The sequence below is a fragment of the Pseudomonas sp. 58 R 3 genome, from assembly GCF_900006605.1.
Lineage (GTDB): Bacteria > Pseudomonadota > Gammaproteobacteria > Pseudomonadales > Pseudomonadaceae > Aquipseudomonas > Aquipseudomonas salomonii.
The window spans coordinates 128,896-152,783 of sequence record NZ_CVTT01000081.1; the positions used below are offsets into that span (position 1 = coordinate 128,896).

Annotated in this window: 20 protein-coding genes and 4 tRNA genes; 15 read left to right on the forward strand and 9 right to left on the reverse strand. The window is 58.2% G+C overall.

What is annotated here, in order from left to right; translation table 11 throughout:
- Positions 1-110 precede the first annotated feature (110 nt).
- Positions 111-752: a DUF1345 domain-containing protein gene (locus BFP92_RS25820; protein WP_065931684.1), complete on the forward strand. Its 642-nt coding sequence runs from the start codon at positions 111-113 to the stop codon at positions 750-752.
- A 118-nt stretch (positions 753-870) separates the two neighbouring features.
- Here the strand turns inward: BFP92_RS25820 and BFP92_RS25825 are convergent, their stop codons facing one another.
- The 3 genes from BFP92_RS25825 to BFP92_RS25835 form a co-directional block, all read right to left on the reverse strand.
- Positions 871-3,126: an autotransporter outer membrane beta-barrel domain-containing protein gene (locus BFP92_RS25825; protein WP_065931685.1), complete on the reverse strand. Its 2,256-nt coding sequence runs from the start codon at positions 3,124-3,126 to the stop codon at positions 871-873.
- Between the two features lie 240 nt (positions 3,127-3,366).
- The gene (locus BFP92_RS25830; RefSeq protein WP_065931686.1) at positions 3,367-5,415 is read right to left on the reverse strand and encodes a hypothetical protein; all 2,049 of its coding nucleotides are present in this window, start codon (positions 5,413-5,415) and stop codon (positions 3,367-3,369) included.
- A 142-nt stretch (positions 5,416-5,557) separates the two neighbouring features.
- On the reverse strand, positions 5,558-7,522 hold the full coding sequence (locus BFP92_RS25835) for a hypothetical protein (protein ID WP_065931687.1): 1,965 nt from the start codon (positions 7,520-7,522) through the stop codon (positions 5,558-5,560).
- Positions 7,523-7,770: 248 nt separating this feature from the next.
- On the opposite strand from BFP92_RS25835, the gene BFP92_RS25840 reads away from it, so the two are divergent.
- The 5 genes from BFP92_RS25840 to BFP92_RS25860 all read left to right on the forward strand — a co-directional run bounded on the left by BFP92_RS25840 (position 7,771) and on the right by BFP92_RS25860 (position 12,940).
- Positions 7,771-8,829, forward strand: a complete 1,059-nt coding sequence (locus BFP92_RS25840) for a LacI family DNA-binding transcriptional regulator (RefSeq protein ID WP_065931688.1) — start codon at positions 7,771-7,773, stop codon at positions 8,827-8,829.
- Positions 8,830-8,914: 85 nt separating this feature from the next.
- The gene (locus BFP92_RS25845; protein ID WP_065931689.1) at positions 8,915-9,697 is read left to right on the forward strand and encodes a sugar phosphate isomerase/epimerase family protein; all 783 of its coding nucleotides are present in this window, start codon (positions 8,915-8,917) and stop codon (positions 9,695-9,697) included.
- Positions 9,690-10,631, forward strand: coding sequence for a sugar kinase (locus tag BFP92_RS25850; RefSeq protein ID WP_065931690.1), 942 nt, complete (start codon positions 9,690-9,692; stop codon positions 10,629-10,631). The genes BFP92_RS25845 and BFP92_RS25850 overlap by 8 nt, the downstream gene beginning before the upstream one ends.
- 45 nt (positions 10,632-10,676) lie before the next feature.
- Positions 10,677-11,969 (forward strand): MFS transporter, encoded by a 1,293-nt coding sequence (locus BFP92_RS25855; protein WP_065931691.1) that lies wholly within the window; start codon positions 10,677-10,679, stop codon positions 11,967-11,969.
- Positions 11,966-12,940 carry a 2-hydroxyacid dehydrogenase gene (locus BFP92_RS25860; protein WP_065931692.1) on the forward strand — a complete coding sequence of 325 codons (975 nt, stop codon included), beginning with the start codon at positions 11,966-11,968 and terminating at the stop codon, positions 12,938-12,940. Before BFP92_RS25855 ends, BFP92_RS25860 begins: the two co-directional genes overlap by 4 nt.
- A 237-nt stretch (positions 12,941-13,177) precedes the next feature.
- On the opposite strand, the gene BFP92_RS31535 is transcribed toward BFP92_RS25860, so the two are convergent.
- The 3 genes from BFP92_RS31535 to BFP92_RS25870 all read right to left on the reverse strand — a co-directional run bounded on the left by BFP92_RS31535 (position 13,178) and on the right by BFP92_RS25870 (position 14,739).
- Positions 13,178-13,435, reverse strand: a complete 258-nt coding sequence (locus BFP92_RS31535; RefSeq protein ID WP_139114123.1) for a hypothetical protein — start codon at positions 13,433-13,435, stop codon at positions 13,178-13,180.
- 56 nt (positions 13,436-13,491) lie between these two features.
- A complete protein-coding gene (locus BFP92_RS30790) occupies positions 13,492-13,785 on the reverse strand; it encodes a transposase (protein ID WP_064452164.1) in 294 nt (97 codons plus the stop codon).
- Positions 13,786-13,968: 183 nt separating this feature from the next.
- On the reverse strand, positions 13,969-14,739 hold the full coding sequence (locus BFP92_RS25870) for a hypothetical protein (RefSeq protein WP_065931694.1): 771 nt from the start codon (positions 14,737-14,739) through the stop codon (positions 13,969-13,971).
- 371 nt (positions 14,740-15,110) lie between these two features.
- On the opposite strand from BFP92_RS25870, the gene BFP92_RS25875 reads away from it, so the two are divergent.
- The 4 genes from BFP92_RS25875 to BFP92_RS25890 all read left to right on the forward strand — a co-directional run bounded on the left by BFP92_RS25875 (position 15,111) and on the right by BFP92_RS25890 (position 15,526).
- Positions 15,111-15,186, forward strand: a tRNA-Glu gene (locus tag BFP92_RS25875).
- Positions 15,187-15,189: 3 nt separating this feature from the next.
- Positions 15,190-15,265: transfer RNA gene (locus BFP92_RS25880), tRNA-Gly, on the forward strand.
- Positions 15,266-15,370: 105 nt separating this feature from the next.
- Positions 15,371-15,446 (forward strand) — tRNA-Glu (locus tag BFP92_RS25885).
- Positions 15,447-15,450: 4 nt separating this feature from the next.
- A tRNA-Gly gene (locus BFP92_RS25890) sits at positions 15,451-15,526 on the forward strand.
- A 19-nt stretch (positions 15,527-15,545) separates the two neighbouring features.
- Here the strand turns inward: BFP92_RS25890 and BFP92_RS32365 are convergent.
- Complete coding sequence (locus BFP92_RS32365) at positions 15,546-15,905, reverse strand: hypothetical protein (RefSeq protein ID WP_139114124.1); 360 nt, start codon at positions 15,903-15,905, stop codon at positions 15,546-15,548.
- 126 nt (positions 15,906-16,031) lie between these two features.
- Here BFP92_RS32365 and gltS point away from each other — a divergent pair, with 126 nt between their 5' ends.
- Positions 16,032-17,243, forward strand: a complete 1,212-nt coding sequence (gene gltS, locus BFP92_RS25900; RefSeq protein ID WP_065931696.1) for a sodium/glutamate symporter — start codon at positions 16,032-16,034, stop codon at positions 17,241-17,243.
- Between the two features lie 215 nt (positions 17,244-17,458).
- Positions 17,459-17,683 carry a hypothetical protein gene (locus BFP92_RS25905; RefSeq protein WP_065931697.1) on the forward strand — a complete coding sequence of 75 codons (225 nt, stop codon included), beginning with the start codon at positions 17,459-17,461 and terminating at the stop codon, positions 17,681-17,683.
- A 69-nt stretch (positions 17,684-17,752) separates the two neighbouring features.
- Here the strand turns inward: BFP92_RS25905 and BFP92_RS25910 are convergent, their stop codons facing one another.
- On the reverse strand, positions 17,753-19,234 hold the full coding sequence (locus BFP92_RS25910) for a MocR-like pyridoxine biosynthesis transcription factor PdxR (protein ID WP_065931698.1): 1,482 nt from the start codon (positions 19,232-19,234) through the stop codon (positions 17,753-17,755).
- A gap of 77 nt (positions 19,235-19,311) precedes the next feature.
- Between BFP92_RS25910 and BFP92_RS25915 the strand changes: the two genes are divergently transcribed.
- From BFP92_RS25915 to BFP92_RS25925, 3 genes are all read left to right on the forward strand, one after another.
- Positions 19,312-20,973, forward strand: a complete 1,662-nt coding sequence (locus BFP92_RS25915) for an NAD(P)H dependent flavin oxidoreductase family protein (protein ID WP_065931699.1) — start codon at positions 19,312-19,314, stop codon at positions 20,971-20,973.
- Positions 20,974-21,099: 126 nt separating this feature from the next.
- Positions 21,100-21,354 carry a hypothetical protein gene (locus BFP92_RS25920; protein ID WP_065931700.1) on the forward strand — a complete coding sequence of 85 codons (255 nt, stop codon included), beginning with the start codon at positions 21,100-21,102 and terminating at the stop codon, positions 21,352-21,354.
- Between the two features lie 20 nt (positions 21,355-21,374).
- Positions 21,375-21,923 (forward strand): hypothetical protein, encoded by a 549-nt coding sequence (locus BFP92_RS25925; RefSeq protein ID WP_065931701.1) that lies wholly within the window; start codon positions 21,375-21,377, stop codon positions 21,921-21,923.
- A 72-nt stretch (positions 21,924-21,995) separates the two neighbouring features.
- Here the strand turns inward: BFP92_RS25925 and BFP92_RS25930 are convergent, their stop codons facing one another.
- Entirely contained in the window at positions 21,996-23,735 is a 1,740-nt protein-coding gene (locus BFP92_RS25930) for a dipeptidase (protein WP_065931702.1), read from the reverse strand.
- Positions 23,736-23,888 lie beyond the last annotated feature (153 nt).

Sequence of the window (23,888 nt, forward strand, 5' to 3'; positions counted from 1 at the left end):
CACCGCAATCGCGGGCAAGCCCGCTCCCACAGGAGGCATCGTGCTGTTCATGATCAAGTCCGCCTGAATAAGCTATGGTGCTCACAACCTCCCTCCTGTTGTGAGCACCTATGGCCTTCCTCGCCCGCACCCACCCTCGCCTCTCATCCGCCGCCGTCCTTGGCCTTGCCGTGGGCATTCTGGCGCCGGCCGATACGCTGATCAGCAAAATCCTGATTGGCTGGAACGCCGGGGTCTGGACCTACCTGGCGCTCATGCTGTGGCTCACCAGCCGTTCACACGCCGATGACGTAAAACGCATCGCCGAGATCGAGGATGAAAACGCCGGGCTGGTACTGTTCATGGTGTGCATTGCCGCGATAGCCAGCCTTGCGACCATCACGGTGAACCTTGTGGGCAGCAAAGACCTGGACAGCACGGCGCGCCTGCTGCACTACGGCTTTACCGGCATGACGGTGATTGGCTCATGGTTGCTGACCGGGGTGATCTTCAGTGTGCATTACGCCCGTCTGTTCTACACCTGGGAGGGCGACGAGCCGGCATTGCGTTTTGCCGAAGGGTTGCGTAACCCCAATTACTGGGACTTCCTGTATTTCTCGTTCACCATTGGCGTAGCAGTGCAAACGGCGGATGTAGGGGTTGCAACACGTGCAATGCGCAAAGTCGTTTTGGGCCAGTCATTGATTGGATTTCTGTTCAATACGGCGATTCTGGGTTTCTCGATCAATATTGCTGCCGGACTGTTCAGTTGAACCCAAATGCTGCGGCGCCAATCCTGATCTAACCGGGAAGGCGATTGAAAAACGCTTTTGCGTTCATCAAAAAAAACCCTGATCTTTCGATCAGGGCTTTTTAGCGTTGCCTGTTTATTTAGAACGCATAACGCAGGCCAACGTTAACCGCGGCTTTTTGCTTGATTTTGTCACTGGTGCTGGTCTCCACGTCGACATGTGCCTGCAGGTCCTGGGTAAACGAAACGGCCAAACCGGCACCGTACTTGGCGCGCGAACCCGACAAATCATTGTTGAAGGTCTGGTTGTTGACCGTGACCTTATTGTTGTCGGAAAACTCGTGGACCATTGCCGCACGCAGGTAAGGCTTGATCAGTGTGCCATCATCGAGTTGGAACTCATGGCCAACGGTCGCGCCGGCCTCGGCGGTCCTTGAGCGGGTACGTTCACCGTCCACTTGCAAGCCGTTTTTGAGGCTGTACGTGCCACCTTGGACCACAATGGTCGACAGTCGGCCGTAAGGTTCAATAAAGGAGCTGTCACCCAGCTTGATATGACGGCCGAACTCAGCCGATATACCACCGCCTACGTTGTTGTAGCCACCCTTGGTGGACGTGTTATCACTGAGTGTTGCCTTGGCCTGGTTCTGGAACCGGTTGGCTTTGGCCACGGCATCAAAATAGAAACCGCTCTCTTCGTCCACCCAGGTGGCATAAGTACCCAGGAAGTAGCTCTTGACGGTACCGGCAGCGCCGCGAGCCGGGTTCACGTCAGAATTACTGTTGCCGCCGAATACCCCCACCTTCCATTGGGTGTCGGCCAGCGGCATGTCAGCACCGATGGAGAAACCCTGCAGGCTCTGCGAGTAGCCGGTGCCCGAACTCTGGGACACATCATATTTGCTGCCGAAACCACGGATCCAGAGACCGGTACTGTTCGGGGAGTAGCGCAACTCACCCATACGAGCACGCAACGAACCCTCTTCGGCGGTCATGATGGTCACCGGGGTGTTGAACAATGCCGTCACCACGCGGGCACTGCGGCTGACTACACGGGTTTGCGTGTCCAGAAACCAGTCATTACCTTCCTGTTTCAGGTTGTAGGCATAGGCACCCATGTCGACCGGGCCGCCCTCAAGGGAGAACACCGCGTCACCGCCGCCGGTGTGCACAACCTGGGTTTTGACCAGTTCGCTGCCGCTGGCGGAGAGCGCCAGCGTGTGGTTGCCCGAGGCCTGATTGGCGACGTCGATAAAACTCGCCTTGCCCTCATCAAAATTGACGCTCCCGACAAACCGGCCCTCGCCGGACAGCGAGTCCAATTTCAACCGATAGAACTCGCCCGGTGCACCGAGGGTCACCGTACCACGGTCCATCGTCAGTGAGCGTGCCTGGCTGTCGCCGGTGATGAACAAATTGGAGTTGCTGCCCACCTTTACCGTGTCGACACCTTGCAGCTGGCCCTTCAACTCTGCGTTGTTTTGCAGGTTCAAATGCACAGTGCTGGTGGCGTCGCCGACCACATTACCGACCAGGTTCCGGCTGTTATCCACATTCATTGTCGCGGTGGCACCACCCGACACCGACAGCAGATTGCCATTGCCGCCTTTGAGCGTGGAACCGTTGAGTACGTCGATCGACACCACTGGCACCTGACCTGGCGTGCCCCTGACCGAGAGGGCCGAACCCGTGCGTCCCTCAACCACAGACTGGTCCAACACCAGTTTGCCATCGGTTGTATCGGAGCGACCGCGAGTAAACAAGACACCATGACCGTTGCCGATGATCGCACTCTGGTTGGCGGTTGCCGTTGCACCGACCAAAGCGAGGCCAAAGGCTGCGGCTCCCGTACCCTGCACGACTGAATTTTGGGTGAAGTGAAGTTCACTGCCACTGGTGGCTAGCGCACCGCCAGAAGCCCCACTGATAGAACTGCTGGCGATTTGTGCCAGTGAGGCTGCACCTGCGTTGCTGACCGCCTGCAACCCCATGCCGGCGGAGTTGGTGACCGTACTGTTAGTAATAAAAGCTTTACTGTTTTCAAGCCGCACGGCGCCCAGAACAGGGTCGCTCGACGTCACGTGCGAATCATTGATATTGACGGTAGAACGGCCAGAAGCACGCACTGCACCCGACTGGCTGCCTCTGTTCATGTTTAATGTAGAAGCTGACAGGTCGATGCCGGTGGCTGTCGCGCTGTTCATCGTCAGCGTGGACCCGTCCGACAGTTGCCAATCCGTAGCGGCAGTATTAGGGCCGATAGTACGTTGGGCACCGTTATCCAGCTGAATCGCCTGTGCTTGGCCCTGTACTGCTACGAAGAAGCAGAATGTAAGGGTGGGAACTTTCATCTTCACACTCAATGGCTTGAGGTCAAACGTATTCAGTGCCGACATGCTCAATCACTCTCATGATGAAACTTACAAAAGCGGTTTGGCCTACTGCAGACAAAATGCGGCCTTACCTGTGCAGCGCGTAGAGTAAGAATTAAACGCTCCCGCTTATGTAGGATTAGTCTGTAGAACCCTGGTAAGAAACCTGAGTAATGGGTGATCTATGGGATGGAGTGGTGTGAGGGAGTTCCCCCTCTCTCAGGTAAAGAGAGGGGGATGCTGTCACCGCCTGACTAACGCCTGTTACGGGCTAACGAGTGGCGAGAGATCACACCGCGAGGCCGACAGCCCAGTACGCATAATGGCCGTCGCCGTGCCGACCCCCAGCGTACCGTCGTTTAGCTTGGTAAAAGCACGCGCATAAGCGCGCCCTGCCTGTGCGTTCCCAACGAAAGCGAAATCGAATATGAAAGTGTGCCCACTGGCCTTGACCGCATCCGTAATAGGGACGCTAGGGGACTGCGTTTGGTCATAAGCCAGAGGTGCTGCGATGGGCCTCGTAATCCGCAGGTCCAAAGTCAGCCGTTCACCCACCACCATTTTCGGATTCCCGGCTACGAAAACCCGTAGCTCAAAGATTTTTGGCGTCGTCACCGGCATCCTGGTCAGCGCATCGCAGTTAACCGAAAGGGACGCCCCCGTGCCTCGAGCGCCCCCAAATTGAGGTGCTGGCAAGGCAGTAACCACGGCGTCTATCAGATTAATGTCGGTGTAGGGTGCAGGGTTCAGGTTAGTGGCCGCTGTTGGCGTTGGCGTAGGCGAAACAACATATCTAATCTTATGCGGGCCGTTCCCCAATGTGGCGAAGTAAGACCAGGGGAGCTTCCAACTGACCGGAGTTCCGGCTACCTGAGTGTCATCCAATTCTTGAGCAGGTGCCAGAAACGTTCCATCGGCCAGCTGAGGAACCAACCACATACCTCTGGTCGGCGTTTCAAGGCCGGTCCATGTCACAACGGTAATGGTCACGTCCTGGTTAGCGTCTACCTCCCTGAGTATATTCAACTCCTTCGAGACTTCACCCATAAAACTTGCAACAAGCAATCGGCCATTTTCACTACCCGGCGTTGTGGTAGTCGGTCCAGAGTAACTCAGATCCACTCTGATCGTGGTGGTCGGGCCGGGTACAATGTCTCCGTCTTGTTCGATTTCATAGCCCACCACGGTGGTTTTGGGACCCTTTGCATTACCATAGTCAGCCGTACACAGCGGGTTCAGGAAGAGCCGATCCAAGGTTATCGGAAACGCGACAACATCAAACCACTGGCTCACAGGCTGACCGCCCCATGTCACCCGAAACCGGTACTTGCTCGCACTGTTGTAGTTCCCAAAAACCGGGATTTTACCGGTTGGGCCTACGGCGAGGTCTGCAAGATTGATCAGGTCGTCAGCCAAGTCTGGAGCCTGATCAATCATAATCGGCTGCAAATTCGCTGGCGCAGGCGCCAGCACTATTGTGAAAGGCAGGGAGGGCAATGAAGGCTCACTGAGATTGCCTGCCCGGTCCTCGATTTGATAGATAAGCCGCCAGTCACTACCGCTTTTATTCAAGTCACTCTCGGTCAGTACGCCGGTATTGCCGGCTTGCAGCATGAGCCGCGGTGGAATTATCCCCCCCACCTCTTCCGCAGGAATGACGATGTCGCCTTTAGTGAGATACATCCGGACTTTATCATTCGGGTCCCACTGCCCGCTTTTAAAAGCGTAAGTGTTGGCAGGAATGCTGAATGGGAATCCGAACTGGGTCAGATGGGCCAACGTAAAGGCCTGACCCGCCGGGAGCGTACCCGTATAGACCAGTGGCGGTGGCCGAATGGCAGTGTTGCCATTGGAATAGGCAGGAATCAAGTCGATCTCAAACCTGGTAGGCGGCGAAGTTTCTGACGTGTTAGCAGGAACGTCTACGTCGCCTGGATTGCTCGCTGGATAATTTTCTGTTAAATCAAAACAGAAAAGCCACGCACCATGTTCCTGCAGGCCCGTATCCGGTCGAACTTTCATTTCATAAGTAAAGGTATCGCCTGGATTCGCAATGGTGAACTGGAAGTAGTCTTCCACCAGCGTCCATTGAGTGGGGGTTGGACTATTAACAGGTTGTTTATAAATCCTGCACCAGTCCCCATCAAACGAAATCGGGCCCGACGTGATTGTAAAGATTAAATTTTTACTGGCTCCATCTTTTGAAACAAGCCCCAGTGCCGGATCTATGACAACTGATGGATCAAGCACTGCCGCGCTTAAGTTCGAGCTGGGAGGACCTATAAGAATTCTTGGAACGATTTTAATAGTCATTTCATATTCTCCGTTATCATCAGATATGCTTTACCTGCAGAGCCACCGCTCACGACCCACTGACTACCTGGCATTGAAACACTTTTAATTGCTTGACCACCCTACCTTCAACTGCAAATATGCGCCTGCCATCCTCGGCGAATCAATCCACGCCTTTACCTGTCGGCGTACAGTAAAACCCGGTCGAATGTTTACGATCCACCCTCACGTAGCCGGTTTCAGACACCCCTATTAGTACGCTGTTTCGAATAACACTGTACTTGGCACCCGCGCTGGCAAAAGCCTTCAACGGCTGAAGATAGTTCTTATAGTCCGTGATCACAAAATCGTGGAAAGTTTGCGTGGCGTCCCATCGATGAGTCATTGTATGTTCCGTGGACTTTATTGGCTGTTGATTGAGGGGGATTAAATACCCAACAAAGGCCAGTGTCAGTATATCCCCCGGCAATACTTTACTACCGGGAATCACCCGAATAGTCAGCCCCTCCCAAATCGGCGGATCCGTTCTGCACGTAATAAACCCTCTATCATCTGCGTGCGGATAAGTGGGTTTGGATAAGACAGTGGGCGGCGTAATATTTACCGCCACCGGTTGATCAGCTGATTGTTGCTGGTTGACCCCATTTGTGGACAGATAGTAAAACAGCGCAGTTTTATTACCGACAGACTGTATTACCGACCAGGGGATCAAATTATCAAAGATTATATTGGTACCGGCGACATCCCCTTTCTTGACGGTATAGGTCGTTACTACATTTGTCTGTCCTTGCACATAGAGCGACAGCATGTTACCCACTTGAGGGTCGCCGGAGAGCAGCACTTCAGCCCTGCAAGGCTGGTTATTGTCGCGACTGTCCAGCTGATTAGCCGTATTAGACTCAGCGCCAAAGATGTTGACCTTGTCCAGCAGGAGATTCAACAGCGCGGGCGCCTGATTATGATCGCGGCCGAACACCGTGAAATCCATATTGATCAATTTCAGAGGAGAAGGCGTCCCACCACTCCCCGGGTTGGAAGCACGTCGAATAAAGTAGCGGAACGGTACATTGTCCTTGCGCTGCAGATTGGCGCCATTGGCAATCAACTGCTGCCAACTTAACGTCCCGGTAAACGGCAATGACGTTACGGGTATTGCCGGGTACTCAACCCCGGCCAATACAGGGATACACAGATCCCCCTGCCGATAATGGGTGTAGGTGCTGATACCGAACGATACGATATTACGCGCGTCTTCCCGATTGATAAGGCGATCAAAATCAAACGCGGGCACCGTGGGCACAGGCAAATCGGCTGGCAACGCCTCCAGAGAGAGCTTGGTACTTCCGAACAAGGAAAACTGCGGGGTTATATTGCCTGCCTCGTCCATGACTTTATAACAGGCATACAGTGGTGAGGTACCCGCATACTTACGAATTTCAGCAGCCGGTACTTTCAGAACCATAGCATCGGTGGTGGCAGCAAATGTCTCTATTAAAATTGGCAGGCCGACCGGAAATGCATTAGTGCCCATGAGATACAGGTATATCTTGTCAAGCGCAGCACGACCTGAATAATCCCCCGGCACGACAACATCGAAGGTTGCATTATCAGTCGCATCAGACTCAGTGATGTCGTCATCCACAAACCAGGGCGCTTTAAGCACCTCATTTTCTGCTGGCGGCCTGCGATCAATAATAATGTCCACCGGGTGCGAAAACTCGAACACCTGAGCATCTTCGTACAGGTTATGTATACGGTAGTAAATACGCACACGGGCATTATTAAGCAGGTAAGACGCAGGAATAGAGAGTTCCAACGGAAAGTCTTTGGCGGTTATAGGCCCCACCAACTCTCTGGCAGGAAGAGGGAAAGGCACACTCCCCTCGACCTCCCAAACCAGTACAAAAAAATCACTCTCCCCTAACTGAGGCAGCAGTACCCAAGGTGTATCCAAAAAAATTTTCAGCGATTGATATAAAAAGGCAGTAGGAATGACACCACTCGGTAACCTGCCCTCCACCCTGAGTGCGGGTAACGTCGGCGTTCCGAAAGCAGCTGTCATTGCATCGATGGGCAACGTTGTGGCTCTATTGATTTGACCATTGTTATTGGTTGGGGGGGTGCTCATATCGCTCTCCAGAACATCAACATTGCGCCAGCCACTGGTTTATTGTCTGATTGCTTTAGCCTCGATTGAATACCTGCCGACAACTTCTCGTAACTGTCAGATTTAACAGGTCGCACCGCCGTCCGTCGGATGCGCGACCGCGTGAGCCGTTGTTTTGCGCTGAATGACACTTGACGTTGTTCCGTGAATGAGTTCTCCTGAAACCGGTTTCAGAGCATCACTACCTCCAATAAGAAAGGCCTGCCACCGTGACTCCTTTTTCCGCCGCCCAGCGCAGCCGCGTGACCATGCTCGACGTTGCCGAACGCGCCGGCGTGTCCAAAGCCAGCGTGTCGCGCTTTATCGGTGACGACCGCGCGCTGCTCTCCGACGCAATTGCCTTGCGCATCGAGCAGGCGATCAGCGAGCTCGGTTACCGCCCCAACCAGATGGCCCGCGGTTTGAAGCGCGGCCGCACGCGCCTGATCGGCATGCTGGTGGCCGATATCCGCAACCCCTACTCCATTGCCGTGATGCACGGCGTCGAAACCGCCTGCCGCCAGCATGGCTACAGCCTGGTGGTGTGCAACACCGACCGCGATGACGAGCAAGAGCGCCAGCACCTGGCGGCATTGCGCTCGTACAACATCGAAGGGCTGATTGTGAACACCCTCGGCCACCACCTTGACCAGCTGCTGGAGTTGCAGCGGGAAATGCCCCTGGTGCTGGTGGACCGCAAGGTCGAGCCGCTGCACAGCGATATGGTTGGCCTGGATAACCCTGCGGCGGTCCGTGTTGCTGTGCAGCACCTCGCACAGCAGGGTTATCGCGACCTGTTGCTGGTGAGCGAAAAGGCCGATGGCACCAGTTCACGCGTGGAGCGCCAAGCGAGTTTCACGGCGGAAATTGCGGCCCGGCCGGCGTTGACCGGCGCAGTGCTCGAACTCGATGACAGCCTGGCAAACCACCTGCACAGCTTCCTGGCCAAGCCCGGCCCCAAGGCGTTGTTCTGCGCCAATGGCGTGGCTGCGCTGGCCTGCACCCACGCGCTCAAAGCGCTGGGCTGCAACCTCTTTGATGACATCGGCCTGATTGCCCTGGATGACCTCGACTGGTACCCGCTGGTGGGCAACGGCATCACCGCCCTCGCCCAACCCACCGACGCGATTGGCGCCAGCGCCTTCGACTGCCTGCTTAAACGCTTGCGCGGCGATGACGCGCCACCGCGCACCCTGGATTTTTTGCCCGAACTGATCGTTCGCGGCTCCACCCAATCCCTTGTGGGCGCTGGCTTGCCTGCGATGGCGGTCTGTCAGGCGAAGCCGTAGCCGACTGACACACCGCCATCGCAGGCAAGCCAGCTTTCACATTGTTTGCGAGTAAAAATGAAACCGGTTTCAGAGGTACATAACAATGCATAAATACCCCGTTTCCATCAGCCTATCCAGCTACGGTGCCGACCTGGTACGTACGCTTGGCCAATTGAGTTTTGTCGATCTGCTCAGTGCCGCCGGCGCCCAGCGCATCGAGTGGCGCGAAGAACTGTTGACCAGCGAACAACCCGCCGCCCTCGCCCAAGCCGCTGCCGAACACGGCCTGGAATCGGTGTTCTCTTCACCGCTGGAGCTGTGGGTGGCCGGGCGCGCCCAGCCCAACGCCGAGCTGAGTGCAACCCTGGACCGCGCCCAGGCCTTCGGCTCGCGCTGGCTTAAAGTGTCCCTCGGTTATTTCACCGACACCAACGACTTGCAAAGCCTGCAGGCCCTGCTCAACCGCCACCCGGTCAAGCTGCTGGTGGAGAACGACCAGACCCTGCACGGCGGGCGCATCGAGCCGATGCAGCGCTTCTTCAGTGAGGTGGAACGCCTGGGCCTGCCGGTGAAAATGACCTTCGACATCGGCAACTGGCAGTGGCAAGACCAATCTGCGCTCACTGCCGCACGCCTGCTGGGCCGGCATGTGGACTACCTGCACTGCAAGGCCGTGGCGCGGCGCCAGGACGGCAAGCTGGTGGCCTTGCCGCCCGGCGCCACTGACCTGCATTTGTGGGAACAACTGCTCAAGCATATGACTCAAGGCATTACCCGGGCCGTGGAATTCCCGTTGCAAGGCGACGACCTGGTTGCCGTTACCGCGCAGCAGGTGACCGCCCTCGCCCTCCTTGGCCAGCACCGTGCGGAGAACGCCCATGTCTGAGATCGATATCCTTTCGTTTGGTGAAACCATGGCGATGTTTGTCGCCGAACAGACCGGCGACCTGGCCCAGGTGGCGCAGTTTCACAAGCGCATTGCCGGGGCCGACAGCAATGTTGCCATCGGCCTGTCGCGCCTGGGTTTCAACGTGACGTGGCTGAGCCGTGTCGGCGACGATTCCCTGGGGCGTTTTGTGGTCGACACGCTGAATAAAGAAGGCCTGGATTGTCGGCATGTGGCGATCGACCCGCTGCACCCGACCGGCTTTCAATTCAAGTCCCGCGAAGAAGCCGGCGCCGACCCGCAGGTGGAGTACTTCCGTAAAGGCTCGGCAGCCAGCCACTTGTCGATTGCCGCGATCAGCCCTGCCGTGCTGCAAGCGCGCCACCTGCACGCCACCGGCATCCCGCCCGCCTTGTCCGAGGCCACCGGCGAGTTGTCCGTGGAACTGATGACGCAGATGCGCAAGGCCGGGCGCAGCGTGTCGTTCGACCCGAACCTGCGCCCGTCGTTGTGGGCCAGCCAAGCGCAGATGGTGCGCGAAATCAACGCCCTCGCCGCCCTCGCCGACTGGGTCTTGCCGGGCCTGGGCGAAGGCCGCTTGCTCACCGGCTTTGACGACCCGGCCGACATCGCCGCGTTCTACCTCGACCAGGGCGCCGAAGCCGTGGCGATCAAGCTGGGCGCGGACGGCGCCTACTACCGCACCCACATGGACCAGGGTTTTATTGCCGCCGTCCCGGTGGAAACCGTGGTGGATACCGTGGGCGCCGGTGATGGTTTTGCCGTCGGCATGATCAGCGCCCTGCTCGAAAACCTGAGCTTCCCTGAGGCGGTACAGCGCGGCAACTGGATCGGCAGCCGCGCCGTGCAAAGCCGGGGTGATATGGAGGGTTTGCCCAACCGCTCTGAATTACCCAGCCGATCTGTTGCATGACCCACTCCCTGTTGCCACAACTACAACAAGCTCAGGAGCAACCCCATGGAAACTGTGAAACTCGCCACCCGCCGCTGGTGGTACATCATGCCTATCGTGTTCATCACCTACAGCCTGGCGTACCTGGATCGCGCCAACTACGGCTTCGCCGCGGCCTCCGGCATGGCCGAAGACCTGATGATCACCCCCGGCATGTCGTCATTACTGGGCGCGCTGTTTTTTCTCGGCTACTTTTTCTTCCAGGTGCCGGGCGCGATCTACGCGCAAAAACGCAGCGTTAAAAAGCTGATTTTCGTCAGCCTGATTCTGTGGGGCAGCCTGGCCACGCTGACCGGCGTGGTGTCCAACGCCTATATGCTGATCGCCATTCGCTTCATGCTCGGCGTGGTCGAGGCGGCGGTGATGCCGGCGATGCTGGTGTACCTGTGCCACTGGTTTACCCGTGCCGAACGCTCACGCGCCAACACCTTCCTGATCCTCGGCAACCCGGTGACCATGATGTGGATGTCGGTGGTGTCGGGCTACCTGGTGCAGCACTTCAGCTGGCGCTGGATGTTTATCATCGAAGGGCTGCCGGCGGTGATCTGGGCGTTTATCTGGTGGAAGCTGGCGGATGAAAAACCCGCCGACGCCCAGTGGCTGAGCGAGCGGCATAAACAAGACCTGCAAAGCGCCCTGGCCGCCGAACAGGTCGGGATCAAGGCGGTGAAGAACTACGCCGAAGCCTTTCGTTCGCCCAAGGTGATCATCCTGGCGCTGCAGTTTTTTTGCTGGAGCATCGGCGTGTATGGCTTTGTATTGTGGCTGCCGTCGATCCTCAAGGCCGGCTTGCAGATGGACATGGTCGAAGCCGGTTGGCTGTCGGCGCTGCCGTACCTCGCGGCGGTGATCGGCATGCTGGCGGTGTCGTGGGGCTCGGACAAGCTGCAAAAACGTAAACGTTTTGTGTGGCCGCCGCTGCTGATTGCCTCGATCGCGTTCTACGCGTCCTACGTGCTGGGTGCTGAGCACTTCTGGTGGTCCTACACCCTGCTGGTCATCGCCGGGGCGTGCATGTATGCGCCTTACGGTCCGTTTTTCGCCATCGTCCCGGAAATCCTCCCGGCCAACGTCGCCGGCGGCGCCATGGCGCTGATCAACAGCATGGGCGCGCTCGGTTCGTTCGGCGGGTCGTACCTGGTCGGTTACCTCAATAGCAGCACCGGCTCACCCGGCGCCTCCTACCTGCTGATGAGCGGCGCGCTGATGTTAGCCGTGGTGCTGACGATTTTCCTCAAGCCCGGCGCCAGTGATCGCGTGCCGGTGCCAACCCTGGAGTTGAAGGTAAAAACCTCATGAAAAAGTCTGTGGTCCTGTACAAAAAACTCTCCGCGCCATTGATGGCTCGCCTGCACGAACAGGTCAATGTGACCCTGATCGACGCCCTCGACGAACCCGGCCTGGCCCGGCTGCGTGACGCCTTGCCCAACGCCCACGGCCTGCTGGGTGCGAGCCTGCGCCTGGATGCCAAGCTGCTCGACCTGGCGCCCAGGCTTGAAGCGGTGGCCAGTGTGTCGGTGGGCGTCGACAACTACGACATCGACTACCTGACCCAACGCGGCATCCTGCTCAGCAATACCCCGGACGTGCTGACCGAAACCACAGCGGATACCGGCTTTGCGTTGATCCTGGCCACTGCCCGCCGGGTGGTCGAACTGGCCGAAATGGTGCGCGCCGGCCAGTGGAACAAAAACATCGGCCCGGCGCATTTCGGCACCGATGTGCATGGCAAGACCCTGGGCATTATCGGCATGGGCCGCATCGGCGAAGCCCTGGCTCAGCGTGGGCATTTTGGTTTTGGCATGCCGGTGATCTACCACAGTCACTCGCCCAAGCCGCGGGTAGAGGAGCGCTTCGGGGCGCAGTTTCGTAGCTTGCCGGACTTGTTGCAGCAGGCTGACTTTGTGTGCCTGACCTTGCCGCTCACGGCTGAAACCGAGAAGCTGATCGGCGCGCGAGAGTTTGCGTTGATGGGGCCGGACACCATTTTTATCAACATTTCACGCGGCAAGGTGGTGGATGAAGCGGCGCTGGTTGAGGCGCTGCAACAACGCACGATTCGGGCGGCGGGGTTGGATGTGTTTGAGCGCGAGCCGTTGAGTCATGACTCGCCGTTGTTGCGCTTGAACAATGTGGTGGCCACACCGCATATCGGTTCGGCGACCCACGAGACGCGGGAGGCTATGGCCGCTTGCGCGGTGGAAAATTTGCTGTCGGCGCTGGCTGGGGAGCGGCCGGACAATCTGGTTAATCCGAGTGTGTATGCTTGAGCTTGCGGTGGGTCCGTTGGCGAGTTCGGTGACTGGCGTCGCTGCTGTGTACATATCCGTTGCTGCGGTAACGGCCACTTAGGGTTCCGCCCTTACGGCGGCTCACTTTTTGAAGGACCAAAAAGTAAGCAAAAAGTCCTCGCCCCAACACTCGGTGCCTCGCTGTGGCTCGGCATGCCCGCAATCCGACAGTGATTTGGGGGGCCGCCGCCACGCGCCATCCATGGCGCGGGGCGGCTAAACCGGCATCCCTGCCGGTTTACCCCCCAAATCCCTGTCGAATTCCGGCCATCGTGTTTGACGGGGCGATTTCAGATCAAGATCAAGATCAAAAGCGCAGATCAAAAGACCGCTGACTTCGTCATCGAAAAGGATGTAAGAGCCGCGACTGGCATGATGAATCGCACGAATTTCCAGGCGAATCTCAGCGTCTGGATCAGGACGTTCCCGGCGTTTCAAATAGCCGTGAAAGCCCGACACCGAGACTTCCATCACTCGACATAACAACCTGACTGGAAAGCGAGTCCGTTCACGGGCGACGAAGGCGTATCTCAGTTGGACTCTCTGGCAAAGAACGCCGTCGCTTTTTTTAGGATTTCTCGTTCCATTTTAAGCGTGGCATTTTCAGCTCGAAGCCGGGCCAGCTCGCTTTCTAGGTCAGAAACCGGATGCCGGGCGGGAGAACTGAGAGGACGCCCGTTGCGTGCGGCGTCCAGCCAATTACCTAAGGTTTTGACCGAGATATCCAACTGTCGAGCTGCTTCTCCTCGACCAATGCTTTCAGCGAGTGTCACTGCCTGAGCTTTAAAATCATCGGTGTAACTGCGGCGGGTTTGCTGTGACATAGGTGCCTCCAAGGTTGCGATTAAAATATCGCTTCTTGGCGTCCGCTGCGAGGGAACAAGTCCATGGTTACTTCTGCGTCCTTGCAAAAGTGACCCGCCGTAAGGGCGGAACCCTAGGCCGCCGTTACCGCAGCAACGGATATGTACCCACCCCACCCAGCCACCGCGCGCCCCCCCAAACGATCAATCGTAAATAGCTTTCTTTTTCCACTCCGCATCGGCATCCACAACTTTAAGCCCTTCAGTCAACTCATTGACCTCATCTTCAGCCGGCTTGCTGTTGGTCAATACCGTGGAGTTGGCGCGGGCCAGTTGGCTTTCGAGCAATTGCAGCTGCGCGCTGTAGAGCGCCGGCTCCGGCTGTTTGCGCAGGTACTGCACGCCGCGCTCGAAGGCCAGGCGTGCCTGGCCGGGTTGGTTCTGTTGCAGGGCGTGCTGGCCGAGGTTGTTGAAGAACTCGATGTGCAGCAGCACCAGGATATGGCGAATTTCCTTGATCCAGTGCTTGGCCTCGTTGGTCGGCAGAAAACCGTCCTGAGCCGCACGGGTCACTTGACCATGCAGGGCTTCGAGGAGGAAGCGCACGTCCTTGGCCTTGGCTTCGGTCTGGATCGGCGCCGGTGGGTTGGTCACCGGAATCGATTCGCCCTGGGCGATCAGCGCATTCAACTCAGTGATACGCGCCTTGAGAGCTGCACTGGACTTGTTGAGGTGCAACAGGCGCTGGTTGACGTTGAGCTCAAGGCGGGTGAGCAGCAGCTTGAGCGCCGGGGTCATCAATTGGCCAGGAAAGGTCTCGGTGATTTCACCGCACCGACGCAGCCGATCATTGAGCTCGATCTCGGTACGTTTTTTTTCCAGTTTGTTGTTTTCCACCACGTGGTTCATGTAGCCAATGGCGATCAGTATTACGATCCCGGCTATTACCAGCAGGGTGATCATGAGTGGTGTCACCGGTGTGACCTCTTTTATAGGGTTTGCTGTGGAGTGTAGTGACTGGGCCATCCGGCGGATAGGGCTGTTCGACCAGTTGCCCAGGTAGTTTCTTCTATATAGGCAAGCGTGACAGAGCGGGCTCCCTGCATAGATGCACATTGCCATCATTTACTCGGGCGAACTATAGCGTCTTGTCGGGCGCCAGAATATAGGCGTCAAAGCCCCCACGGGCAGAATGCCCGCAAAGGCCTGGAAAGCAGGGCGAAGTCATTGATTTAAATAAATTTATCCTTGGGGGTTGACGACCTTTCAATCCATCCATAGAATGCGCGCCACTTACAGCGTAAAGCACACAGCGAAACGCGGTAGGGAGTGAATGTTGTACGTGTGTCCCCTTCGTCTAGTGGCCTAGGACACCGCCCTTTCACGGCGGTAACAGGGGTTCGAGTCCCCTAGGGGACGCCATATGCGGGAATAGCTCAGTTGGTAGAGCACGACCTTGCCAAGGTCGGGGTCGCGAGTTCGAGTCTCGTTTCCCGCTCCAATTTACAAGCAATGTGGCCCTCGGGCGGCATTGAGTGAAACCAGGGCATAATCTTCGGATTTAACCTCTGGGCACTGAAACACACACCATGTGTTTCAGTTGTGTGTCCCCTTCGTCTAGTGGCCTAGGACACCGCCCTTTCACGGCGGTAACAGGGGTTCGAGTCCCCTAGGGGACGCCATTTTGCGGGAATAGCTCAGTTGGTAGAGCACGACCTTGCCAAGGTCGGGGTCGCGAGTTCGAGTCTCGTTTCCCGCTCCATATTCAACAAAAACGCCGATCAGCAATGATCGGCGTTTTTGTTTGCGCTGAATTTAATCCGCCGGGTCAGAAACAGGCCTAACCACAGCGTTTTGCCGATCGATATACGCTCTGAGTCGACAGTGCTGCTCACAGTGAATGCTTTACGTGGCGCCTGGTGACAGTGCCTGGCGTGTGCTGGGTGGGGAATAGGCTCGGCAACGGTCAGCAAGAGCACGAAGCTGGTGAAAGAGCCAATGGCCGGGAAAATGAACACATAGTTCCAGCCCAGGCTGTCCAGCAGCAGGCCGGTCAAGAGCGGCTCTGCCGGCGACAAAAACTCACCCGTTTCCATCACTTTTAGTTTTTCTAAAGGTTTTGCAGCGAGTGAACATCTCAACTGTGTAGGTCTTGTTGTTAAGTGTATGGGAATAGTCCGTAGTTAATCGCGGGTGGGTGTGTGCTGGTGCTGCTGTCTCTACTCTGGCCGGCCCAGTGTGTCTGTTCACGTCGGAGAACTGCCCAGATGTTCCAACTCGATTTTTACTCAACCCTGGTCGCCGCCTCTCTGGTGCTGCTGTTGGGGCGCTGGCTGGTCGCCCGCATTGGCTTTTTACGCGCCTACAGTATTCCGGAACCGGTGGTCGGCGGCTTATTGGTGGCTGCATTGCTGCTATTGCTGCGCGTATTGACGGACATCGGAGTTCGATTCGACGCTTCATTGCAAGCCCCTTTGATGCTGGCGTTCTTTGCCACCATCGGCCTGAATGCGGACTTTGCCAGCTTGAAGAAAGGCGGGCGCATCCTCGGCATCTTCCTGTTGATCGTGACGGCCCTGCTGGTGGTGCAAAATGCCATGGGCATCGCCTTGGCCAAGGCGCTTGGGCTCGATCCGTTGATGGGGCTGTTGGCCGGTTCCGTCACCTTGTCCGGCGGGCACGGCACTGGCGCAGCCTGGGGCGCGGTGTTCAGCGAAAAATATGGTGTGGCCTCGGCGTCCGAACTGGCGATTGCCTCGGCGACCTTCGGTTTGGTATTGGGTGGGCTGATTGGCGGTCCGGTCGCACGTTTGCTGATCAAACGTGTGCAGGTGCCTGGCGTTGAGCTGGCGCTACCACCTCAGCCCAAAGGCTTTGAGCAGCCCAACCAGGAACGCATGATCACCTCGTTTTCATTTATCGAGACCCTGGCGCTGTTGGCGATCAGCTTGCAGGTCGGCACATTCCTGTTTGGCTTTATTAAAGGTACGGCGTTCGAATTACCGACCTTTGTCTGCGTGCTGTTCGTGGGCGTGGTGTTGCGCAACGGCTTGTCGGCGCTGGGCTGGCATCAGGTGTTTGAGCGTGAAGTGTCGCTGCTGGGTAATGTCAGCTTGTCGTTGTTCCTGGCGATTGCGCTGATGTCGCTCAAGCTCTGGGACTTGGCGGCGCTGGCTTTGCCGATAGTGATTCTGTTGTCGGCCCAGGCATTACTGATGGCCCTGTTCGCCATCTTCGTGACGTTCCGGGTCATGGGCCGCAACTACGACGCGGCTGTACTGGCGGCGGGGCACTGCGGTTTTGGCTTGGGTGCCACGCCGACCGCCATTGCCAATATGCAGGCGGTCACGCAGCGTTTCGGGCCTTCGCCGATTGCGTTTCTGGTGGTGCCGATGGTGGGGGCGTTTTTTATCGATATTACCAATGCGGTGGTGATCAAGCTGTACCTGGCGCTGCCGTTCCTGGGCACTGCGGGGTAGCGCGGCGAACTCAGTTGAGCGCGTGAACGTCCTGTTTAGGCATGAAAAAAACGCGAAAACAGCTCGGACTGGACTTGATGTTGAGCTTGTCTGTGTGGTGGCCAGCACGCCAGCAACGGCGGCAGAACCCCAGGTTAACCTGTACAACTGGTTCGGGTTGATCGCACCAGAAACGCCGAAGGACTTCGAGAGCCCGAGGTGATGCCCCGTGCGGCGTGAAATCAGACGACTACCAGGCGTACAAGGAGATTGAGGAACAGATCGGTCACTGTACGCCGGAGCAAGCCTGGGCCATGTATTACGTCTCGACCGGGAGGGTGCGTGAACACGTTACACGGGCGGTCATGGAGCATATCGGCAGGGGCAACCGCGCGTTGCTGCTGGAGTTTCCCGAGTTGGCTCGGGTGCAAGAGCGGTCTCGTTTGATGCTGCCTCTTTGAGTGCCACTGCGTTTGGATCCGGATCGGCACCTGCTTTTCTGTGGGCAGCTTCAGTGATCAGGTCGGCTTTCAACCGCTCTTCATGGCCCGCGCCAAGCGCAATGTGCCTTGGCGTATCTCATCACGATTGAGCGAAGCAAACCCCAGCCGCAACGCGTTCTCCGCCAAGCCCGCAGGCGAAAACTGACGCGCACTGCGCACCACAACGCCCTGGCCCAGGGCATTCTCCACTAACCGATCAACATCGGTCTCATCCTGGAAACGTACCCAGAGCGCCAGCCCGCCCTCGGGCGTGCGCACGTTGATACGCTCGCCGAACGCCTCGTGCAGACAGCTCTGCAACACCTCCCGGCGCGCGGCGTATTCTTTCGAAACACGGCGCAAGTGCTTCTTTAATTCACCCTCGTTGATCAGGTCCGCCAACATCTTTTGCGCGACGGCGTCGGTGTCGCCGACCACCAGTGCGGCGCTCTGTTGCAGCACTTCAATCACATTGGCCGGCGCCACCACATAGCTGCAGCGAAATGTCGATCCCAATGCCTTGGATAACGAGCCTATATAGATCACATGGCGTTGCGCGCTGTCACTGGCCAGTGGCAAGTAGGGCCGCCCGTTGAAGTGATACTCGTGGTCGTAGTCTTCTTCGATCACACAAAAATCGTGCAGCGCCGCCAAGGCCAGCAACTGTTGCCGACGTGCCGCATGCAGGCTTACGGTGGTGGGGAATTGATGGTGCGGTGTGAGGTAGATCATGCGCACCTTATGCGCTTGGCAGAGTTGCTCGATATGGTCGGTGCGGCAGCCTTCATCGTCCATGTCGACGGTGATCAAGCGCGCGCCGAGTTTGCGAAAAATTTCCCACGCCGGCGGGTAACTCAGGCGCTCCACCAACACCACGTCACCGGGTTGGATCAGCAGGCTGGCGGTGAGGTACAGCGACACCTGGGTGCCTGGCGTCAGGCAGATGTTCTCGGCACTGATCATCAGCCCGCGATTGTTGCGCAACATGTCGGCCAGCGCGCAGCGCAGGTAATAGCCGGTGCCTTCGCTGCCGTAGCGCACCGTGTTGGTGGTAAAGCTGCTGCGCAAGGCGTTGCGGTAGTAGCGATGCAGCACGGCTTGCGGCAACAAGCGGTGGTCGCACGCGCCGTTATCGAAAAACAGCGCGTCATGGCGATGCTCCAGGGCAATCACCTGGGCGTTCTGGCTGAAGTAGGGCACGACCGCCTGCGGCATTAGTGCCGGGGCGAAGGACGGCTTGGTGTGATGGGGTGCGGGCTTGGGTGCCAGCTGCGCATTGACGAATGTCCCGCGCCGCGGCTCGCTGATCAGCCAGCCTTTGGTCAGGGCTTCTTCATAGGCCAGGATCACGGTCTTGCGGTTGACGTCGAGCAACTGCGCCATCTCCCGCGTACCCGGCAGCAATGTGCCGGGGGGCAGCCGCCCTTCGAGGATGGCCGCGACGAGGCCTTCGGCAATCTTGCGATAGGAGGCTTGGCTTGTGCCGTCATCAAGCTTGAGCAGGGGGCGCCATTTACGCATCTGGACCATCTGAAGTATCCAAAACTGGAGGTTTTAATGGGCCTAGTCTAGCGCAACAATCAGGCCTCACTCACTCCGGGGTCTTTATGAACACACGCCATGTAATCGAACTCTCTCCCTCGGGGAAAACCTTTGAAGCCGGTGACGAGCTGCTGCTGGACGCCATGCTCGCCAGCGGTTTGTCGGTGCCGTTTTCGTGCCGACGCGGTGCCTGTGGGTCGTGCAAGGTGGTGGTCACCCAAGGTGAATACCGCGCCAGGCAACTGGCCCCAGGCGCACCCGCGCCCAGCTACCCGTTGGCGGCCAATGAAATGCTGCTGTGCCAGAGCCATGCCTGCGCCGACATGCGCCTGGAAATTCCCGGCTGGTCGCTGGACACGCCCGCGCTGGTCGTCGAAGCCACGGTGCTGAGCAAGCGCGCATTGAGCGCCGACATCATCGAGTTGGTGCTGATGCCGGATATGCCGTTGGCCGTGCGGGCGGGCCAGTACCTCAAGGTCCGCCTGGTCGATGGCGATTCGCGGTGCTTCTCGATCGCCAACCTGCCGGCCGAAGGCGACGGGCGCCTGGTGTTTCAGATTCGCCGGGTGAGCGGTGGGCTGTTTTCCGAGACCCTGCTGGGCAGCCTGGAGGCCGGCGATCTGTTGCAACTGGAAGGGCCTTTTGGTGCCTGCACCTGGCAGGACGATGACGCGGCGCCGGTCGTGCTGTTCGCCACCGGCACCGGCTACGCGGGTATCAAGCCGATCCTGCTGACCGCCTTGAAGCGGGATGTGGACGTGACGTTTTACTGGGGCGGCGCGCAGGCAACGGATTTTTACGACCGTGCATTCCTCGACCAGGCGGTACTCGACCACCCGCGTTTTCACTGGCACCCGGTATTGGCTTCCCAGGGCAAGGTGCAGGAAGTCGCGCTCAGCCACGGGCACCGCTGGGAAGCGGCGCAGGTGTATGCCTGCGGCAACGGCGGCATGATCAGCCAGACGCGTGCCGAGTGCCTGGAAGCGGGTTTGCCCAGCCATCGTTTTATCGCCGAAGCCTTTGTGCCCAGTGGCCGATCGAGCGCCGACACGCTGCTCAAGACTCTGGATGACACCTGGGAAAAAGTCGGCCCGAGGTATTCGCTGGACGGCATGCTCGCCGCCCGTGAAAAAACCATCCGCGCCCTGGCGGCGATTGCCAGCCACCTTAAAGTCGGCATGACCACCGGAGCAGCCCTCGACATGGCCGCCGAGCAATTGCAGGCCATGGGCGCCTCCCACACCTGGCACCCGACGTACATCCGGTTTGGCGACGACACGGTTCGCCCACCGAGAGAAGGCATTGACCCCCTGCGCACGCTGCGTGCCAGCGATATCGTGGTGGTCGACCTCGGCCCGGTGTGGGACGGCTACGAAGGCGACTACGGCGATACTTTCATTTTTGGCGAGGCGCCGCTGCATCGCGATTGCTTCAAGGCTGTGCATGAAGTCTTCGATGAAACCCGCGAGGCCTGGAAGCGTGGCATGACCGGCTGTGAGCTGTATGACTTTGCCGAGGCGCGGGCCGTCTCCAAGGGCTGGCAGCTGTCCCGTAACCTGGCAGGCCACCGTATTGCGGATTTCCCCCACGCACTGTTCGGCAACACGGAATTGGCCGCGCTTGAGATCACGCCAAGTGAAATGGTGTGGGTGCTGGAGATCCAGCTCTGCCACCCCAGCGAGCCGGTGGGCGGGTTCTTTGAAGATATCCTGATGCTTGAAGCGTGAAGGGCTGAGGCACTCCAGGTGTTATGCAGGAGGTTTCCCGAGTTTCCCTGAACTATATGGGCGCAGTCGGCTCATACAGCCATTGCCAATCAAGGCAATTATTTCTATGCGATAGGGACATCACCTGTGAAATATGCAATCTGCGCCACCTTGCTGCTCTCACTGAGCGGCTGCCTGACCATGTCGGGTGAATACACCGTAACGGCTCAGGACGCCTCCGGCGCACCGTTAACCAAGCTTGGCACCTTCACCGCCGAGGGCCATAACATTTACCCCATACGCAATGCGTTCTGCCTCAATGCGCCGGGGGCGACGGTCATCATTCGCGATGCCCGGACCGGCGAGGAACTGCGCAGCGAAAGCCCTTATCACTGCCGTTAAGCCTCAAAAAAAGGATTTCCATGCGAGTGTTTCTGGTAGCAGGCCTGGCCCTGGCCGTGAGTGGCTGCGGCAATATTTCCAATATCCGTGCTTACAATACGGCCTATGTTGAACCCACCTCAGGGGATACCGCACGCTTGCGTGTGATCACCAATGGTATGGCGCGCGGCGTGCCGGGCCGTGACTGCATCGACTGGCGTGTGCCTGGCGCCGGGGTGATGGCGGTGTCCGAATCCGGCTTTGCGGGGCAGAATAATGGTCGCAGCCTGGGCATGCCCGAGAGCAACCGCCGGGTGGAGGCGCAAGGCTCGGCGCGTAGCGAACTGAAGGTGCCGGCGAACACGCCTTTTGCCATGAACTTCCAGAGTGAGGGCTATGTTTCCGGCGGCAATTCCTATAGCTGCAGGCAAAGCTTTCACTTCACCCCCATGGCCGGGCAAGATTACGAACTGATCCTGCTGGACGGTGGCCAGTGCCTGATTGCTTTGCAGCGCCTGAACCCGACGGGGAAACCGGAGAATGTGGCGGTGCAGAAGGCCAAGCTGTGCAATGCGATGGATATGTTTTAGGCCGCAAGCAAGACCTGGTTAACCACAACGCCGATCACGATTGATCGGCGTTGTGGTTTATCCCTTCGCCTGTCAGAGCTTCGGCAGTTGCCCCACACGGCCGATCATTTCCGTGACGATCTGCAGGTCCAGCAGGAACTGCTCGACGGTCTTGAATTCACCGTCGGTGTGCCCGGTGTACTTCACGCCCGGCTTCGCCAGGCCGAATTGCACGCCATTGGGCAGCTCATGCACGGAGGTCGCACCGGCTGAGGCGCCGAATTTGTGCTCCATGCCGAGGTTTTCGCTGGCCACGGCCAACAGCGCTTTGACCCACTCACCTTCCGGGTTGCGGTACATCGGCTCGGCTACCGAGTAGGTGACGCTCATGGCCACCTGAGTGCGCTTGTCCCAGGCGCTGATTTTCTCTTCGATCTCTGCCTTGAGTTTTTCCGGCGACTTGCCCTTGGGAATGCGCAGGTTCACTGCCAGTTTGAAGGCTTTATCGTCTTGGCCGACAAAGGTCAGCGAAGTGGTCAGCGGCCCCATGAACGCATCGGAGAAGCCCACGCCCAGCTTGCCGCCCAGGTAATCCAGGCCCCAGTTGTCGGCGGCGTACTGCGCAGCGTCGGTGATGTGGTTGTGCCTGAGGGCGATCTTGCCGTCGACGCTGTGGATCAGCTCCAGCATGCGTGCCACCGGGTTGACGCCGGTTTCCGGCTTGGACGAGTGCGCGGATACACCGGTGACCGTCAGCTTGACCTCTGTGCCCACCACCTTGGCCGCCACTGTGAAGTCGCCACCGTGCTGCCTGGCATATTCATCACCGGCTTGTTGCAGGCTGGCCGCCAGCTCGGCGGGTTTATCACCGACTAAAGTAGCCACTGACACGGAAGGAATCTGATTGGTGGCCGCGCCGCCGGTCATCGAGATGATTTGTGCACCTTTGCCGTCACCTTTGCGCAACGGGAAGCTTGCCATGACGGTGCCGTAGCCTTTCTCGGCAATCACCACCGGGTAGCCGCCATCGAGCGCCAGGTTGTATTGCGGCGTAGGGTTACGCTCGAAGTAGTACGGGATGGCGTCCCCGGACGTTTCCTCGGTGGTGTCCACCAGCAGCTTGAAGTTGCGCGCCAGTGGCAGTTTTTCTTCCTTGATGACCTTCATCGCATACATCGTTACTACGATGCCGTTCTTGTCATCCTCGGTGCCACGGCCGTACATGCGGTCGCCGATCAGCGTGACTTTGAACGGGTCAAGTCGGGTGCCGTCCTTGAGTACCCAGTTTTCCGGGGTCACCGGCACCACGTCGGCGTGGGCGTGAATGCCGACGACTTCATCGCCGCTGCCTTGCAGGGAGATTTCGTACACGCGGTTGTCGACGTTACGGAAGTTCAGGTTGAAGGCTTTGGCCAGGCCCTGGATCTTGTCGGCGATCTTGAGGAATTCGGGGTTCTTGTACTGCGGCAGGCCGTCGATGTTGAAAGTTGGGATCTCGACCAGCTCGCGCAGGGTTTCCAGGGCGGCCTTGCCGTACTTCACGCGGGTGTAAATCCCCAGCAGGCGGTTGATTTCGTTCTGTTGGTCGGCGCTCAGGGGGTTGTTGGCGAGGAAGGCTGTAATGGCCGGGCCGACGTCGTCGGTTTTTGCCAGGTCGCTCTTGGCCAGTGTGGCTAGGAAACCACGGAAATCGGCGGCCGGGGTTTCGCCAAAGTGCTTGATGATGGCTGTGCTTTGTTCGACGCTGATAGTGGCGGACGCAGGCGTGGCGACGGCCACGAAGCTGGCGGCGAACAGGGTGGCAGCCAGCCGTTTCTTGAGTGGAAAGTGCATGGTTAGAAGCATTCCTTTGCAGGCGGTGAGTAAGAGGTTTCTGATCGATCTGTCAGAAACATTTCCACACACTACCATCACCAAGGCCGGGGTAGGGAGCCTCGGCCAGGGAAATATCCTACTCAAGTATCAGGGTTGCCCAAGCTCCCACAC

Coding starts and splice junctions, on each gene's coding strand:
- BFP92_RS25915 (WP_065931699.1), top strand. CDS start 19,312: ATGAACACACGCCATGTAATCGAACTCTCTCCCTCGGGGAAAACCTTT.
- BFP92_RS25850 (WP_065931690.1), top strand. CDS start 9,690: ATGTCTGAGATCGATATCCTTTCGTTTGGTGAAACCATGGCGATGTTT.
- BFP92_RS25845 (WP_065931689.1), top strand. CDS start 8,915: ATGCATAAATACCCCGTTTCCATCAGCCTATCCAGCTACGGTGCCGAC.
- BFP92_RS25910 (WP_065931698.1), bottom strand. CDS start 19,234: ATGGTCCAGATGCGTAAATGGCGCCCCCTGCTCAAGCTTGATGACGGC.
- BFP92_RS25830 (WP_065931686.1), bottom strand. CDS start 5,415: ATGACTATTAAAATCGTTCCAAGAATTCTTATAGGTCCTCCCAGCTCG.
- BFP92_RS25930 (WP_065931702.1), bottom strand. CDS start 23,735: ATGCACTTTCCACTCAAGAAACGGCTGGCTGCCACCCTGTTCGCCGCC.
- BFP92_RS25820 (WP_065931684.1), top strand. CDS start 111: ATGGCCTTCCTCGCCCGCACCCACCCTCGCCTCTCATCCGCCGCCGTC.
- BFP92_RS25835 (WP_065931687.1), bottom strand. CDS start 7,522: ATGAGCACCCCCCCAACCAATAACAATGGTCAAATCAATAGAGCCACA.
- BFP92_RS25925 (WP_065931701.1), top strand. CDS start 21,375: ATGCGAGTGTTTCTGGTAGCAGGCCTGGCCCTGGCCGTGAGTGGCTGC.
- BFP92_RS25860 (WP_065931692.1), top strand. CDS start 11,966: ATGAAAAAGTCTGTGGTCCTGTACAAAAAACTCTCCGCGCCATTGATG.
- gltS (WP_065931696.1), top strand. CDS start 16,032: ATGTTCCAACTCGATTTTTACTCAACCCTGGTCGCCGCCTCTCTGGTG.
- BFP92_RS25825 (WP_065931685.1), bottom strand. CDS start 3,126: ATGTCGGCACTGAATACGTTTGACCTCAAGCCATTGAGTGTGAAGATG.
- BFP92_RS30790 (WP_064452164.1), bottom strand. CDS start 13,785: ATGTCACAGCAAACCCGCCGCAGTTACACCGATGATTTTAAAGCTCAG.
- BFP92_RS25855 (WP_065931691.1), top strand. CDS start 10,677: ATGGAAACTGTGAAACTCGCCACCCGCCGCTGGTGGTACATCATGCCT.